The 15,542-nt window shown below is 56.0% G+C and carries 16 protein-coding genes; 7 read left to right on the top strand and 9 right to left on the bottom strand.

The genetic code is table 11. The annotated features are described in order from the left end of the window. Positions 1 to 48: 48 nt before the first annotated feature. The 5 genes from QVF59_RS19815 to QVF59_RS19795 form a co-directional block, all read right to left on the bottom strand. Positions 49 to 837 carry an ABC transporter permease gene (locus tag QVF59_RS19815; RefSeq protein ID WP_178971740.1) on the bottom strand — a complete coding sequence of 263 codons (789 nt, stop codon included), beginning with the start codon at positions 835 to 837 and terminating at the stop codon, positions 49 to 51. A gap of 1 nt (position 838) precedes the next feature. Continuing rightward, a complete protein-coding gene (locus tag QVF59_RS19810; RefSeq protein ID WP_287882138.1) occupies positions 839 to 1,729 on the bottom strand; it encodes an ABC transporter permease in 891 nt (296 codons plus the stop codon). After that, complete coding sequence (locus QVF59_RS19805) at positions 1,719 to 2,804, bottom strand: ABC transporter ATP-binding protein (protein WP_287882136.1); 1,086 nt, start codon at positions 2,802 to 2,804, stop codon at positions 1,719 to 1,721. Before QVF59_RS19805 ends, QVF59_RS19810 begins: the two co-directional genes overlap by 11 nt. 127 nt (positions 2,805 to 2,931) lie before the next feature. Continuing rightward, the gene (locus tag QVF59_RS19800; RefSeq protein WP_287882134.1) at positions 2,932 to 3,108 is read right to left on the bottom strand and encodes a hypothetical protein; all 177 of its coding nucleotides are present in this window, start codon (positions 3,106 to 3,108) and stop codon (positions 2,932 to 2,934) included. Between the two features lie 388 nt (positions 3,109 to 3,496). After that, positions 3,497 to 4,549: an AraC family transcriptional regulator gene (locus QVF59_RS19795; protein ID WP_287882132.1), complete on the bottom strand. Its 1,053-nt coding sequence runs from the start codon at positions 4,547 to 4,549 to the stop codon at positions 3,497 to 3,499. 349 nt (positions 4,550 to 4,898) lie between these two features. Here QVF59_RS19795 and QVF59_RS19790 point away from each other — a divergent pair, with 349 nt between their 5' ends. From QVF59_RS19790 to QVF59_RS19780, 3 genes are all read left to right on the top strand, one after another. Then, positions 4,899 to 5,351, top strand: coding sequence for a hypothetical protein (locus QVF59_RS19790; RefSeq protein ID WP_159880619.1), 453 nt, complete (start codon positions 4,899 to 4,901; stop codon positions 5,349 to 5,351). 11 nt (positions 5,352 to 5,362) lie between these two features. Then, positions 5,363 to 6,283 (top strand): DUF2145 domain-containing protein, encoded by a 921-nt coding sequence (locus tag QVF59_RS19785; RefSeq protein ID WP_287882130.1) that lies wholly within the window; start codon positions 5,363 to 5,365, stop codon positions 6,281 to 6,283. Between the two features lie 121 nt (positions 6,284 to 6,404). Continuing rightward, positions 6,405 to 6,788, top strand: coding sequence for a hypothetical protein (locus tag QVF59_RS19780; protein WP_159880617.1), 384 nt, complete (start codon positions 6,405 to 6,407; stop codon positions 6,786 to 6,788). Between the two features lie 62 nt (positions 6,789 to 6,850). Here QVF59_RS19780 and QVF59_RS19775 read toward each other — a convergent pair whose 3' ends face one another. Beyond that, a complete protein-coding gene (locus tag QVF59_RS19775) occupies positions 6,851 to 7,756 on the bottom strand; it encodes a DMT family transporter (protein WP_287882128.1) in 906 nt (301 codons plus the stop codon). Positions 7,757 to 7,875: 119 nt separating this feature from the next. Between QVF59_RS19775 and QVF59_RS19770 the strand changes: the two genes are divergently transcribed. Beyond that, positions 7,876 to 8,358, top strand: a complete 483-nt coding sequence (locus QVF59_RS19770) for an Lrp/AsnC family transcriptional regulator (protein WP_159880615.1) — start codon at positions 7,876 to 7,878, stop codon at positions 8,356 to 8,358. 30 nt (positions 8,359 to 8,388) lie between these two features. On the opposite strand, the gene QVF59_RS19765 is transcribed toward QVF59_RS19770, so the two are convergent. Together QVF59_RS19765 and QVF59_RS19760 are read right to left on the bottom strand one after the other, a co-directional pair. Further along, a complete protein-coding gene (locus tag QVF59_RS19765) occupies positions 8,389 to 8,991 on the bottom strand; it encodes a CBS domain-containing protein (RefSeq protein ID WP_159880614.1) in 603 nt (200 codons plus the stop codon). A 404-nt stretch (positions 8,992 to 9,395) separates the two neighbouring features. Further along, complete coding sequence (locus tag QVF59_RS19760) at positions 9,396 to 10,784, bottom strand: aminopeptidase P family protein (RefSeq protein WP_287882124.1); 1,389 nt, start codon at positions 10,782 to 10,784, stop codon at positions 9,396 to 9,398. A 683-nt stretch (positions 10,785 to 11,467) separates the two neighbouring features. Between QVF59_RS19760 and QVF59_RS19755 the strand changes: the two genes are divergently transcribed. Next, positions 11,468 to 12,469 carry a fimbrial protein gene (locus QVF59_RS19755; protein WP_287882123.1) on the top strand — a complete coding sequence of 334 codons (1,002 nt, stop codon included), beginning with the start codon at positions 11,468 to 11,470 and terminating at the stop codon, positions 12,467 to 12,469. Positions 12,470 to 12,759: 290 nt separating this feature from the next. Next, positions 12,760 to 13,842: a fimbrial protein gene (locus QVF59_RS19750; RefSeq protein ID WP_287882121.1), complete on the top strand. Its 1,083-nt coding sequence runs from the start codon at positions 12,760 to 12,762 to the stop codon at positions 13,840 to 13,842. Positions 13,843 to 13,947: 105 nt separating this feature from the next. Here QVF59_RS19750 and QVF59_RS19745 read toward each other — a convergent pair whose 3' ends face one another. Continuing rightward, entirely contained in the window at positions 13,948 to 14,211 is a 264-nt protein-coding gene (locus tag QVF59_RS19745; protein ID WP_287882119.1) for an aminopeptidase P N-terminal domain-containing protein, read from the bottom strand. A gap of 244 nt (positions 14,212 to 14,455) precedes the next feature. Here QVF59_RS19745 and QVF59_RS19740 point away from each other — a divergent pair, with 244 nt between their 5' ends. After that, complete coding sequence (locus tag QVF59_RS19740) at positions 14,456 to 15,502, top strand: fimbrial protein (protein WP_287882117.1); 1,047 nt, start codon at positions 14,456 to 14,458, stop codon at positions 15,500 to 15,502. Positions 15,503 to 15,542: the final 40 nt, after the last annotated feature.

Raw genomic sequence — 15,542 nt, 5'->3', positions numbered from 1 at the left:
GTTGTGCAACAAGCGAAACATGAGGGGCGGAACAGCCGCCGACCCGGTTCAGGACTTGCGCTGGCCCATCCAGTAGGACAGCGCGACAAAAGCAATCGACACCAGCAGCATCAGCGCCGACACCGCATTCACTTCCGGGGTAATGCCCATGCGGATCAGGCCGAAGATGTACACCGGCAGCGTGGTGGCACCGGCACCGGCCACAAAAAAGGTGATGACGAAATCGTCCAGCGACACGATAAAGGCCAGCATGGCTCCGGACAGCACGCCGGGCAGGATCAAGGGCAGGGTCACCCGGCGGAAGGTGGCAAACGGCCCGGCGTACAGGTCCGCCGCGGCTTCCGCCAGCCGTGGGTCCAGCCCTTCCAGCCGGGCGCGGATGGGCAGGTAGGCAAAGGGAATGCAGAACACGGTGTGGGCAATCAGCACCGTCATCAGCCCCAGGTCCAGCCCCAGCGCCAGGAAAAACAGCAAGGAGGCCACGGCGGTGACGATTTCCGGCACCAACAGCGGCAGGCCCAGCATGGCATTGATGAAGGCCTGGCCGCGAAAGCGCTTGCCGGCCATGGCCAGCGCCGCCATGGTGGCAAAGCTGGTGGCCAGCACCGTGGCCCCGCAGGCGATGATCAGCGAGTTCTTGGTGGCCCGCAGGATGTTGTCGTTGTCCATCACCTTCAGATACCAGTCGAAGGAAAAACCGGTCCACAACGTGGCAATGCGGTTGGCGTTGAAGGACAGCACCACCAGCACCACGATGGGCAGGTAGAGATAGACAAAGGCCAGCATGGCGGTGGGGGTGACACCACGAAAGCGCCACAGGGTATTGGATGCTTGCATGTCATTCTCCCGGTGGGCGCTGGAAGCGCCTGGTGTAGATCCACATCACCAGCAGCACCAGTGCCAGCAACATGAAGGACAGCGCGGCACCGAACGGCCAGTTACGCGCAGTACCAAACTGGTTCTGGATCAGGTTGCCTATCATCAGGCTCTTGCCGCCGCCCAATAGCTCGGGGATGTAATAGGAACCGATGGCCGGGATGAACACCAACAGGCAGCCCGCCACGATGCCGGGCATGGCCAGCGGCAGAATCACCCGCCGCAGGGCCTGCCAGCGGTTGGCACCCAGGTCGAACGCCGCTTCCACCAGCCGCCAGTCCATTTTTTCCAGACTGGTGTAGATGGGCAGCACCATGAAGGGCAGGAAGGAATAGACAAAGCCGATGGCCACCGCCGTGGGGGTGTACAGCACATCCAGCGCGCCCTGGCTTAGCCCCAGCGCCGCCAGGCTGCTGTCGATCAGCCCGCCGTTGCGTAGCAGCAGCATCCAGGCGTAGGTACGCACCAACAGGTTGGTCCAGAACGGGATGGAAATCAGCAGGATCAGCCGCTGGCGGGTTTTTTCCTCTTTCAGCGCGATATACAGCGCGGTGGGAAAGCCGATCAGCAGCGTCACCACCGTGGCAAAACCGGCCAGCAAAAACGAACGGCCGAAGATTTGCAGGTAATCGCTGTTCAGCGTCAGGCTGTCGTCCAGATCGCGCTCGTACAGAAACTGCACATAGGCATCCAGGCTCCATTCATGCCAGCGCACGCCGCCATAAGTGTCCGGCGCCAGCACCGACATCCAGGCCATCAGCAGCATGGGCAGCACCATGAATAGCAGCAGGGTGAGCGTGGTGGGGGCCAGCAGCAGCTTGCGGCGCAAGCGCCGTTGCGGGTCAAGCGACATGGTCGGCCTCCTGCAGACGATGGAAGGCACCCGGCAAGGCGGTAATTGCCACGGCATCCCCTTCCCGCGCCAGCCGCGCCGCGCCGGCGCTGTTGCTGCTGCGCACGCGACAGGGCTGACCGTCGGCCAGTTGCACGGTGTAGACGGTATCCACGCCGCGATACACCACCTCGGACACCACACCGGCCAGCCCGCTGCCGCTGGTGGACAGTTGCAGGCGCTCCGGGCGCACCGCCAGTGCGGCAGCCCCCTCGTGCGACTGGTCCAGCACCTGGCCAGGCAGGCTGCCTGCCTGGCCGAAATGCAGCAGTCCATCGGCCACCCGGCCTTGCAGGAAGGAGGTTTCACCGATGAAATCCGCCACGAAGCGGTTGGCCGGGCGATCGTAAATATCCTCCGGGCTGCCCACCTGTTGCAGCTTGCCCGCCGACATCACCGCGATGCGGTCGGACATGGTGAGCGCTTCTTCCTGATCGTGAGTGACGAAGACAAAGGTGATGCCGGTTTCGCGTTGCAGGCGCTTGAGTTCCACCTGCATTTCCTTGCGCAGCTTCAAATCCAGTGCGGACAAGGATTCGTCCAGCAGCAAGACCTTGGGCGACGGTGCCAGTGCACGGGCCAGCGCCACCCGCTGTTGCTGCCCGCCGGACAGCTGGTGCGGACGGCGGCGGGCAAAACCGCCCAGCTTCACCAGCTCCAGCTTTTCCGCCACGATGGGCTTGATGTCGGCGGCTTTGACACCGCGCATTTCCAGCCCGAAGGCCACGTTTTCTTCCACGGTCAGGTGTGGAAACAAGGCATAGCTCTGGAATACGGTATTTACCGGGCGCTGGAAGGGCAGCTTGCCGGACAGCGATTCGCCATACAGGCGGATGTCGCCACCGCTGACATCCTCGAATCCGGCAATCATGCGCAGCAAGGTGGTCTTGCCACAGCCGGAGGGGCCAAGCAGGGTGAAAAATTCGTTCTCGCGGATTTTCAGCGCAATGCTGTCCAGTGCCAGTACCGCGTGTTCATCATGGCCAAAACGCTTACAGACATGGTCGATCTCAATTGCCACACGATTGCCGGTCATGGCAGTCCTCCTGTGGAAACCAGTGAAATGAGCGTGCCAGCCCGGTCTGCCGCCGGCAGAGCAGTGGCACTACGTGCAAGGGAATGGAATCAGCCGCAGTGCGGCGTGCGGGTATGATCGTCCAGCGTCAGCAGCGGGCGAAAGCGGTCTGGCAGGCAGCCGCACGCACACTCAAGGGCCGCAGGCTGGTATGCGCGCCCGGCCCTGCTGTCTGAAGGTTCAGGGATTTGGCCAACTGCCAGTTGTGCTGGCGCGGGGCTGGTGCAACCGCCATCTGCTTGGCGACAACAGCGATCTTGCTCATGTGGTTTCTCCTCCGTTTTGTGTGATCGGACATGGTGCCGCCGCGGGCGATGACAGCATGGGGCTGCCGCTCGGGCTGGCATTGCGAGCAAGAGATCCGGCCTGCCTGCGCCATACCGTGGCTGTGGTATGGCACTACCCTGGCTAGGATGTGCAACAGGTCTGGTCAACTACCCGGAGTGGTCCGTCTTTTTTTATTCATTCTGCCAACAAGCCCGGCAGCGGAAAGATACATAGCGGTCAACTAAGGGATAATTACGGCCAAAAAGGCGGCAACAGAATGCGACTACACGCTGTGCGCCAGCTGAGCCGAGCGCTGCGTTTGTCTACTGGCCGAAGAGCAAGAACCAGCAGGGAAACCGGGGCTGACGGGAAGATGGCAACAGACCTTAGCGCCGCAAATCAGATGGCCGTTTGCCGGTCCAGCGGGCAAAGGCATGGCGAAAACTGGCTGATTCGGCAAAGCCCAACCGCTCCGCGATCATGCCGATCGACAGGCTGGTTTCCTGTAACAAATGCAGGGACTGCTGGTGCCGGGCCTGATCCAGCAAGGCCTGGAAGGAGGTTCCCAATGCTGCCAGCTTGCGTCTGAGCGTGCGTTCGGACATGTGCAAGGTGGCGGTCAGCTCATCCAGCCGGGCAAAGCGTACCGGGTCGGACTGAATCAGACGCAGCACCCGTGCCACCAGCGCCGAACCATGACTGCTGGCCCATTGCTGCTGCTGGCGCTGGCATTGCTCCTGCGCCATGTGAAAGCTGACCGCATCGGCCAGCGGCTGTGGCCGATCCAGCCATTTGGCCGGAAACACCAGCGCATTATCCGCCATGGCAAAGCTGCCGGCCTGGCCAAAAATGGCCGGATAAAGCCCGGCATGCGCGGGCTGGGAAAAGCGCATGTGTACCGCCTTGGGCGACCAGCGCACCCCCATGCAGTCACGAGCGATGGTCCACATGGAAGACAGGCACATCTCGGCATTGAAACTGAGCAGATCGGCGCGGTAGCGATAATCATCGGCAATCAGCCAGGCGTCCTTGTCTCGCAGCTCCAGCCGCAGGGTGAAATAGCTGGCCAGCAGCAAGGGAAAGCGGATGGCAGTTTCCAGTGCCACCCGCAGCGTGGGGCTGACCAGCATGGTGTAGCCTAGAATGCCGTAGTTGGAGGTATGCATGGCATGGCCCAGCCGCAGGCCAAGGGCATCGTCCTGTGACAGGCATCGGGCATTGTCGAAGACGGTGAGTTCCTGATGGTGGTTGATCAGCCGGGCCGGCTCCAGCAGACGCTCTGGCGGAATGCCGCTGCCTGCCAGCAGATCGGCCGCGGCAATGCCTTGCTCAGCCAGCACGTTTACCGTGGCCACGATGGCATGTAGCGACACTGGCCGACTGGATGGGCTGTCGTGGCCGGGCAAAGGGGCTGGGGCGGGACTGGCAGGCCGGTTCATGGTTCATCCTTGCATTAGCCATTGCCGGACAGACAAGCGCTGCCGAGCGTATTTCACATGCGGTTAGCTGCCTGATCTTGCCGCCTTGCCAGCTGCACGGCAAGCTGCCTGACCCGATGTCCTGCACCTTTGCTGCAGCATCAAATTTTGTAAAAACACTTGTAAATCCGGTGTCCCAGCCGGAAGAATACGCGTGCGCACGCAGCCCGAATCCACTACGGTATGGCTGGCAGGCGCAGACACCATCTTGCCACTGCCGTTTGCCGGCAGGTCGATTGCCCGCACAGGGCCGATGCGGCAATGACCTTTCACTCGCAAGATTCCGTTCTGGATGGATAAAGCCGATACCATGATCACACTGAAGAAAACCGTTGCCTCTTCCTGCTTTCTGATGCTGGGCCTGCTGTGTGGCCAGGCCAATGCCGCCGTTTCCCTGCTGTCGGTATCCGACAGCGTGAGCGCCACCGTGGGCAGCGTGTCCACCTCGCTGCAGAATTCGTCCAAGGCCATCGGTAATATCGCCGAGGGTGATTACAAAGTGGTTGCCGTCGCCCAGGCCGACCAACCGGGCAAAACCCAGCTGACGCTGGTACCGGTAGCCGCCGCCAACACCACAGAACCCTTCAACCTGTTTGTGGCCCAGGCCGATGTGAAGCACGGCGGCGTGGAAGTAGGCCAGATCGTACATGCCCAAAAACAGGCGTATGGCCTGGCCTTTGCCCGCGCCGACAACCAGCAGCCGTTTGCCCTGCTGCTGGATCAGGCGTGGAAGTCTGAAGTGCAACCCAAGGTGGTGTCCTGATTCTGCCTGGCATGTCGCCAAACCTGCGCATGAAGGCGTGGTGGCTGGCAGGGCTGTTGGCGGTGTCGGCCTGTCTGGTCAAACCGGCCGCTGCCGGCTCGCTGCTGTTTTGCGAGCAGTCATCGCAGCAGAGCGTGGCACGCAAGAGCGACCTGCTGCTGTTCAGCCAGCAGGTACGCCAGCTGCTGGATGAATCCGGCCATCAGGCGGCCATCATCTCCCGCTCCGGGCTGGACCTGGAACGCTTTCATATCCGCCTGTCGCACGCCGGCATCAGCCTGCGCAACAATCCCAATTCGCCATGGTCGGTACGCCAGCTGTATTACGCCTGTGACGAGCAGCGACCGCATTTGTACGATCAGGGCCTGCCGGGTTTCCTGATCGACCAGCCACAAGGCAGCAATGTCTACCTGTCCATCCTGCTTTTGCCGGCCAAACAGGAAGACCAACTGGTACAGGCCGCGCTGGACAACAAGCTGTCACTGCAACTGCTGGGGGCGGATTACAGCGCCAACGCCTACCCCTTTTCCACCCGCTACCAGAACTGCAACCAGTGGCTGGTAGAGCTGCTGGCCCACGCCTGGGGGCAGTTGCCGCGCGCAGGTGATGGCCGCAAGCAGGCACAGGACTGGCTGCAACAACAGCGTTACCGCCCGGATACCATCGATGTGAAACACCGCTACATGGTGTGGGCCACCAATGTGGTACCGCTGGTGCACAATGGCGACCACCCGGACAGCGAGTTGGCGGAAAACCACTATCTGCTCAGCCTGCCCACTGCCATTGAAGGTTTTGTGCGCCAGCAGGCCGAAGGCACCGAGCGCATCCAGGTTTGCCTGCGCGGCAAAACCCTGATCACACATCGAGGCTGGGACGACATGGCGGATGATTGCAGCGCCGCCGCCGGCGACACAGTGCAGCAGCTGGATTAAGCCTGTCACGCCATCGCTTAACCTTTCTTTACCTTATCTTTACATCTTGCACCCTCATGTCGCCGCTGCCACATGCCGATAATGCAGCATCCGATCATCATTTGTATGCAGCGAGACCGTGATGGATATCAGCAAAACAAACGCGGTGAACAATAGCGGCACCAGCACGCTAGCCAGCCCCGGCAAGACAGCCGCCAAGGGCAGCAAGGACGGCACCACACTGGACAAGGACGGCAAGACGGCCAGCAACGCTTCACCTTCCACCATTGTGAAGCTGCAAAGCCAGGGCAAGGCCGATGCTGCGGGCAGTGACAGCAATGCCGCCAGCGCGGACGATAGCTCGCCTTCTGCGGTGAAGTCCTTCACCTATGGCGTGCTGAATCTGCCGGACCCCGCCGCCGACCCAGCACCGGCCCCCACCCAGACAGAAAACAGCTACTTCACCGCCGGGCGCTGGGCAGCGGCGGCGGTAACCGTCGGTACCCTGATTTCGCTGGTGGTCTGACACCACGCCTCCCACATGCCAAAGGCCGCTCTGCAGCGGCCTTTTTGCTTGGTAAGCCCAGCTCAGCGCCGGGCAATCAGCACAATCCCCATCCCCACCAGCAACATCCCGGCCAACTCACGCTCCAGCGGCCATTCTCCCAGCTGCAGCGCGGCCATGGCCACCGCCAATAACGGTATCACCAGCGCATTGAAACTGAGCGTACTGGCCGGCAGGCGTTTCAGCAGCCACAGCCAGGCCAGCCAACCCACCGCACTGGACAACACCCCGGCATACAGCAGTCCCAGCACAAAACCGACCGACCATTGAATATGGGCAAAGTCCGCCCACGGCCACAAAGCCAGCAGGGGCAGCAGGCCAATCAAGGCCTGCCAGGCAGAAAAATTCAGGCTGTCGAGCTGGCCACCGCGCGTCGCCCGCTTGCTCAGCACCGAACCCAGCGCCCAGAAGAAGCCGGCCAGCACCGCCAGCAACATCGGCAGCACCCCGCCATGCATTTGCCAGGGCGCCACAATCAGCATCAGCCCGACAAAACCGGCAACCAGCGCCTGCCGGGTACGGCGGCCAAACGGTTCGGCCAACAGCCAGCGTGACAGCAGCGCCACCCAAAACGGCATGGTGAACACCAGCACCGAAGTCCGCCCGGCGGCCCCCGTCACCAGCGCCAAGGTGATGGACAAGCTGTACAGACAGGTGGTGCTTAACCCTACCTGCGTAGCCTGCAGCAGGCGTTGCGGCCGGATGGCCCTGCCGCGCGCGAGCAGCACGCCAAACAGCGTCAGGCTGCCCAGCGTGGTACGCAGAATCAGGTGAGTGATGGGCGTGGTAGCCTGCAAGGTCTGCTTCATCACCACGTAGTTGTAGGCCCACAAGGTAACCAGCCCGGCAAACAGTGCCAGCGGTAGCCAGCGTGACTGCGTAGCCTTGTGGGACAGAAAAGGGTTCAGGGTAGTGCTGGAAGCTGACATGCGGCATCTCCGATGGATGCCGCCAGTTTAAGCAGCGCACCAGCTTGCACTGATGCGTTTTACTGCAGCAGAATGCACGCAAACTGAAGATTTCGAATATCCAATGCAGGAATACTGAGATGGCCGAGGACAAACAGCTGGACAGCTACGACCGCAAACTGCTGGCCCTGCTGCAGGAAGACGCGCGCCGCACTCACGACGAACTGGCCGAAGCCGTCAGCCTGTCGCCCACCGCCGTTACCCGACGGCTCAAGCGGCTGCGCAGCGAGGGTATCATCCGCCGCGAAGTGGCACTGGTAGACCCGGCGGTGCTGGGTCGGCCACTGCGGCTGGTGGTGAACGTGATTCTGGAACGGGAGCGCATTGCGCTGGTGGATGCCTTCAAGCAGGCCATCCGCGCCGCACCGGAAGTGGTGGAGTGCTACCACGTGACCGGGCGGCCGGACTTTGTGCTGGTGGTGCTGGTACGCGATATGGGTGATTACGAGCGCTTCTGCCGCGAGCACATCATGAGCAATGACAATGTGCGCGAGTTTGAATCGCTGGTGGTGATGGAAACCACCAAGTACAGCACGGCGGTGCCACAAGACACAGCGGGCTAAGGCAGATAAGCCCGGCCCGCCGCATAGGGATCAGCCTTCGTGCAGCAAGGCATGCTGGATTTCCGACAGCGCCTGCGGCACGCGCATGAAATTAAGCGGCATGCCCAGCCGCCGTGCCATGTGCGAGGAAGAGAACATGCCACACAGCTGGTAATGACCGGTGTTCAGATCCAGCTCTGCCACCAGCGCATGCTGACGGCCCTGCTGCTTCAACGTGGCCACCATATGCCCCACGGTGGCGTTCTGCACATCAGCCAGCGACAGCATTTCCAGCTCGCTGCGCGGGGTCATCACATCGCGCACCAGTACTTCATCGTGGCGTTTGCCATGTTCCAGCATGCACTGCACCGGGCGCTCGCCCAGAATGTCGGAAGCCGTGATCAAGCCCACCAGCCGGCTGTCGTCATCCTGCACAAACAGCAAGCGGATACCGCGGCTGATCATCAGATTGTGGGCATGACGCAGCATTTCATCTTCGCCAATACTCACCGGGTCGATGATGCGCAAATCGGTCATCACCTCCAGGGCCGGACTTTTCAGATTGATGGGGCGCTGCGGGCGCTGGTCCAGATGAACCAGATCGGTATGTTTGGGCATGGCCATGGATGGCAGCGCTTGAAATGAAGTTTCCATGTGACTCTCCAGCTGGATCGATGTTGTTGTCTGGCTAGGCTGCAAGGCCTGGTCACAGTGGCGCGGCAGGCTGGCTGACACGTCGCTGACGGGCTGTACCGGCGCTGTCTCCCCCACACCGGTCCAGATTTCATTCTAGGCAGGATTTTCCGGATGCAAGGCCGCTGTTAAGCCCAAGCTGCAAATAAGTGTTGCCTGTTCAGCAATTGCTGGCAGTGTCACAAGCAATGCTGACAAATCATCGGCCTCCCCTGCCTGACCTGCCCCTTGTACGGCATCTTTGCCATGTCGGCCAGACACCACGGTCACGCCTGCGCGTAGCATGACCAGTACAGCCCGCCATGGCCGCAACAAAAAAACCGCCGATGACGGCGGTTTCTTTTCTGGCTGCAAGGCTGCAAGGCTTACATCTGCATGATGGCTTCCAGCTCTTCCACCGTCTTGGGGATGGGTTCACCCAGCACACGGCTGCCGGTTTCGGTCACCAGCACATTGTCTTCAATACGGATGCCGCCAAAACCGGTCATGTCGGCAAAGCGCGCGTAGTTGATGTACTGGCTGTGACGGCCCTCCGCCTGCCAGGACGCAATCAGTGCCGGGATAAAGTAGATGCCCGGCTCCACCGTCAGCACCATGCCGGCTTTCAGCGCCTTGCCCAGCCGCAGATAGCCCAGGCCGAACAGCCCGCTGCGCTGCACGCTGTCGTCATAGCCCACCAGCTCCTCGCCCAGGCCTTCCATATCGTGCACGTCCATGCCGATCTGATGCCCCAGGCCATGCGGGAAGGCAATGGCGTAAGCGCCGGATTCGACAATTTCCTCCACCAGGCCATGGAAGAAGCCCAGCGCACGCATGCCTTCCACCATCACAGCTGCGGCCAGCTTGTGCACATCCAGATAGCGCACACCTGGCCTGATGGCGGCAATGGCCTGCAACTGCATGTCCAGCACAATGTTGTACAACTCGCGCTGTTGCTGGTTGAAACGCCCGCCCACCGGGAAGGTGCGGGTGATATCGCTGGCATAGCCGCCACCGGAGGTACAGCCGGTGTCGTTCAACACCAGGTCACCCTTTTGCAGCACATTGTCGTGAGCATGGTTGTGCAGCACCTCGCCCCGGCGCGAGAAAATGGAAGGATAAGCCAGCTGCCAGTCGTGACGGCGCATGATGCCTTCCATGATGCCCACCACCTGATGTTCCACCACACCGGGGCGCGAGGCCTGCATGGCGGCCACATGCATGGCACCGGTCACCGCCAGCGCGGCTTCCATTTCCGCCACTTCTTCCGCGCTCTTGATTTCACGCAGCGCCACCACCGCGCGGGTCAGCGCAGCGGAAAAACCTGCCGCCACCTCGGCCGGATGCACGCCAAGCAGGCGGCCCAGCTCCAGCCTGGTCTCGCCACGGTAGGGTGCCAGATAATGCACGGCGCGCCCGGCAGCACGGGCTGCGGCCACGGCCTGCTCCAGCGCGGCATAAGGCTGGCTGTGGCTGATGCCGGCAGTGGCGGCGCGCTCGGCCAGCGTGGGCTGCGGCCCGGTCCACACAATGTCGGCCACCTCCGGCTCATTGCCGAACAGGGTGGTAGTGCCTGCGGCAGTATCAATCAGCGCCGCCATGCCCGGCTGGTTCTGGCCAAAGAAGTAGCGGAAGCTGGAATCCTGCACAAAGGGAAAGATGTTGTCGTGGTAGTTCATCGGCGAATCCACATTGCCGACAAACAACAACAGGCTGTCCGGCATGGACTGCTGCAGCGCGCTACGGCGCTGTTGATAGGTAGCAGCAGAAAACATCACACACACTCCTTTATCTGGCCATACCATCAGCGCAAGTGCCGGCTAGCTGGCATTTTATGGCGGAAAATCGCTCAAACTGCGGATTGTATACAGCCCGGCAACTGTACACGGCAGAGCCCTACATGGCTAGCACCACCACTGCCGTGACCACCAAAAAAATCTGCGCCAACATCCATATCAGTGCAATGTCATGCTACCCGCCGAACATTACTTTTCACCAACAGCAACCGTACTGCAATTCATAACTTGAACTGTCATTTTTTCAAAAAAATCTGCCAAATCATGTGATGGATTGCCTAGGGTCGAGCTACCTCTCACACCAGATATTTCCTCCAAACCGCCACGTAAATCACTACAAAAACACTACCCATTCCCGTATTGATTAGGAAATTTCTTAACTACATCAGGGGTTTTATATCGCAATTTATCCAGAATGGTCATTAACCATTTCAGCTACACCACTTGAATCCGGTTACTTATCAGATAGAAAATTATTTCGTTGATACATTTTATTCGTACTGAATACTAGCACTCACTTACTCGGCACATTTATTTAAAATAAATAAACACCTCAAGAATCATGCTTAAAAATTGCGTTCCCTGCTGCATTTCATGATGTGCATGCATGACTCACCATCTCAACAACATTAAATAAGTTGATAATCTATCGCGAGGATCACATGAAATACTTCTACACCATTTTACTTGTCTTGCTATTTTCACCAATAAGCTTCGCCGCATGTATTAATCCATCCACTAATCCCAAACAGGTCATTAACATTCCAAGTTTCACCTACAACCGCAATACCATTCCTATCGGAGGAGTTATTGGCAGTGAGTTGATCGGTCCACCATTTGATGTAACAACTTGTGACGCAGGTGATACCTGGAGAAATATTACCTTTAACCGACAATCTTTAACTACCGCCACAACCATCAATGGACGTACTGTTTTTTATTCTGCAAACACCCAATCTGTTGGATTTAGTATGGGCATAGAAATGCTCAATGCCTGTACAAGCCAAGGCACCATGTGGATAAGCTCTAGCGTTAATTGCGCAGACACTGCAAACCTTGATAAAACTTACACATACCAAGCTCGTCTACATATCATCCTATACAAGCTTTCCAATAATATACCAGCCACTTCTATTATCATTCCCAACTCGTCGAATTTGTTTGCACTGTCCAGCAGCTCGAACAATGATACTTTAGTTGCCTATTATTTATCTGGCAATATTTTCAAAATAATAACCAATGCAGGCTGCACATTACAAAACAGTACTGTCAGTGTCGCTTTACCGACTGTCTACGGCCAGAAATTTCAGAATGTTGGCAGTACCTCTGGCAGCACTCCATTCAATATCAGTATTAATTGTCCAAGTCCTACACAGCTTGCTCTGACCTTTACTGACAATAATAAAATAGGGCAAACCGGCAGCGCACTTACCCCTACAACAACATCCACCGCAACAGGGATTGGCATTCAGCTGCAATATAACGGGCAGGTAGTCAACTTTGGCCCGGACTCCTCTGACCCCGGCACCATTAACCAGATAGTGCTGAATTCTAACCTCACCGGCGTTCAAAGTTTCCCGTTCACCGCGTCTTATGTCCGTACCGGAGCAGTGACACCTGGCTCACTCTCAGCCACGGCCACCTTCACCCTGTCCTACCAATAAAAATGACCGCTTGCACATGCAGGCGGCCATTGTTTTTTCTGACTCAACACTCAGTTTTTGCCCTGCATCACCGGCTTGCTGGCCGACGGGCACGGCCCATTCTTGCCACTGTCCCGCAAAGCATCACATCTTTCGCACCCAATGCTTACAATAGGATAGCACTAATTTATATTAAGAATTTTCTTACAGAAATAGAAAACTATCTGTTTTATATATTTAGAGAAAAATCTTCTGGATGACTTCAGAATATTCGTCAAACCCCACCATTCACTTTCCTACAAGGTAAAAAAATGGCAAAAAACACTTATCGCATTTTATTGGCAATATTTTTTTCCGCCATTTATTCAACCTCTTCGGCAAACATATATTGTACTGGTCTAAATAATGTTGGTTCTCATGCATTATGGACTGCAAGCTCAATAAATATCATGCCGACGCCGATAACATGGATAGGAGCCGCCAACTCCATGACAATTGGCGCAGCACTTTCCACGGCAACAACCGGCACTGAAAAAAATGTATTCTATTGCCAAAACCCTACTCTCTTTTCAAAAGCACAAACTGCCAACCCCCAAGTATGGGTCTCCCCCAAAGACACACCACTCAGTGGCATTACATATACGATAAATGGCACATCTTACCCAATATTTCCTACGGGTATAGTAGGAGTCGGCTACATTTTACAGGTAGGTAGTCCTGATGCCAACTTGGGAAAAACTTTACCACTTGGATCATCTGCACAACAGATATTGAACGCACCCAATGACGGCTGGGCATCATATGGTTTTAATTATCTCTTACAATTCGTCAGCACTGGCACTCTCACTACAGGGACTAATTTTACCGTATCCAAAACTATAGCCGACATCCAGATGAGAGATGGTGCCACCAATGTAACCACAACGGTCCCACTTATCTTGAATAGCACATCACTCACTATTACCGCCGCATCGTGCTCTGTCAACGCTAAAAACCTCAATGTCAACTTACCCTCCGCCACGGTAAATAATTTTGCAAATGTAGGCAGCACTTCAATATTTACTCCATTCAGCATAAATTTAACCTGCCCAAACAGTGTAAATACATACATGATTTTTACCGACAACAATAATATTGTCAATACAAGCAATCAGATTTTAATCAATAGCAACTCTATCGCCAAAGGTATTGCCGTACAAATTAAAAAAGGTGATGGCAGCCTGGTATCACTTGGCCCGGATTCACCCAATATCAACACTACAAATCAGTTTCTGGTAAAGAGTAATATGATAGGAACACAATCCATTCCATTTACTGCTGGAATTATTCGCACTGGGCCAATAACACCTGGCGCATTTACAGCCGAGGTTACATTTACTTTTTCGTATCAGTAAACATGTAAATCCAGCTCCGCAAACTGACAGATTCTTTCTATACATTTAAAAATGGCCGCTTGCACATGCAGGCAGCCATTGTTTTGTCTGGCGCAATTTTCAGTTTCAGCCCTGCATCAGCGCCTTGCCGGCTGATGTGCTTTTATGGCCAGCCTTCAGCAGCCCACTGACACTTCCACCGGAGAGCACCCTCATGCCCGGCAGGTTCTGGCCAAAGAAATAGCAAAAACGGGAACCCTGCACAAAGGGAAAGATGTTGTCGTGGTAGTGCATCGGCGCATCTACATTACCGACCAATATCAACAAGCTATCCGGCCTGGGCTGCTGCAACGTGCTACGGCGCTGCTGATAGCAGGCAGCAGAAAACATCGCAGAAATCTTATTACATACCAATTAAATATTGCTTTGACATATTTACTGCTAGTCAATTTTTGAGACAGAGAAATTTCCAATGCTTTTCAGGAAAAATCATTGATATGGCATTATTTTATTTGACTAGAATTTAAAACCTGATTCAGCCTTGAAAAGCTCAAATCAAGCACGTAGGCCAGCATTCTTGCATCATCAATAAAATTACAACATCGCACATTAAACTCAATTAACAGGAAACCATATGAGGTTTGTTATATATAAACCGGCAAACATGGCTTTGCCATGTAGCACAAGCCATTTTTTTATATTGATAATACTTTCATTCTTCCTTTCCCACGCAGGACTTGCTGCCTGCACTGGAAGCGAAGTTGTAGTTACGATACCAAACCTTAATTTCAATTTAAACAACATTCCACTGCAGGGGAAAATTAGCAGTGAAATCATTACGCCGGAGCAATCGCTAGGCTCGTGCAAGGCTACCGGCACTGAAAACCCTAGCCTTTCATATCGAACAGTAAGTGATCCCGGAGGTAGTTCAAGCCTGATCATGGGAAAGATGATTTATACGACGAGTGTGCCTGGAATTGGCTATGCAATTGGACTAGAACCCACAAATTTTTGCTTGGGAAATGGAATTTATTGGGTTCCCTTTACTACCTGCAAAGTACCTGTCAGCGGTACAACCACCGCAACATTCAATGCCAAACTCCACTTCCAACTTTACCGGATTGGCGCCATCAGCAATGCCACCAACATAACCATTTTCAGAAATAATTTTGCCATAAGAGAATATAATCTCTTCGATAGCGAAATAACATTCACGTCTACATATCAGTCATCTTTGCCATTCAATATGACTGTTAATACTTGCAGCTTACAATCAGCCAGCATTAGCAATATCATCCTCCCTAAAATAACCAGCAATGCCTTGCCCAGCATAAATAGTCGTGCAGGCAGCACGCCATTCATCCTGACGATTAATTGTCCGAACAATACCAATCTGAATATCACTTTTACCGACAATAACAAGATTGGCCAAACCACGAATATTCTGACCTCTACTACAGCATCGATCGCCAAAGGCGTAGGTATTCAATTGCAATACAACGGTAATATCATCAGCTTTGGTCCGGACTCAGCCGAGCCTGGCACCACCAACCAGATTGTGCTGAATTCCAACCTCGCCGGTGTGCAAAGCTTCCCGTTCACCGCCTCATATATCCGTACCGGTGCGGTGACACCCGGCTCCATGTCAGCCACAGCCACCTTCACCCTGTCCTACCAATAAAAAATGGCCGCTTGCACATGCAGGCGGCCATTGTTTTGTC

The organism is Aquitalea sp. (genome assembly GCF_030150775.1).
Classification (GTDB): Bacteria; Pseudomonadota; Gammaproteobacteria; order Burkholderiales; family Chromobacteriaceae; genus Aquitalea; species Aquitalea denitrificans.
This window is presented reverse-complemented; position numbering and strand designations above follow the sequence as displayed.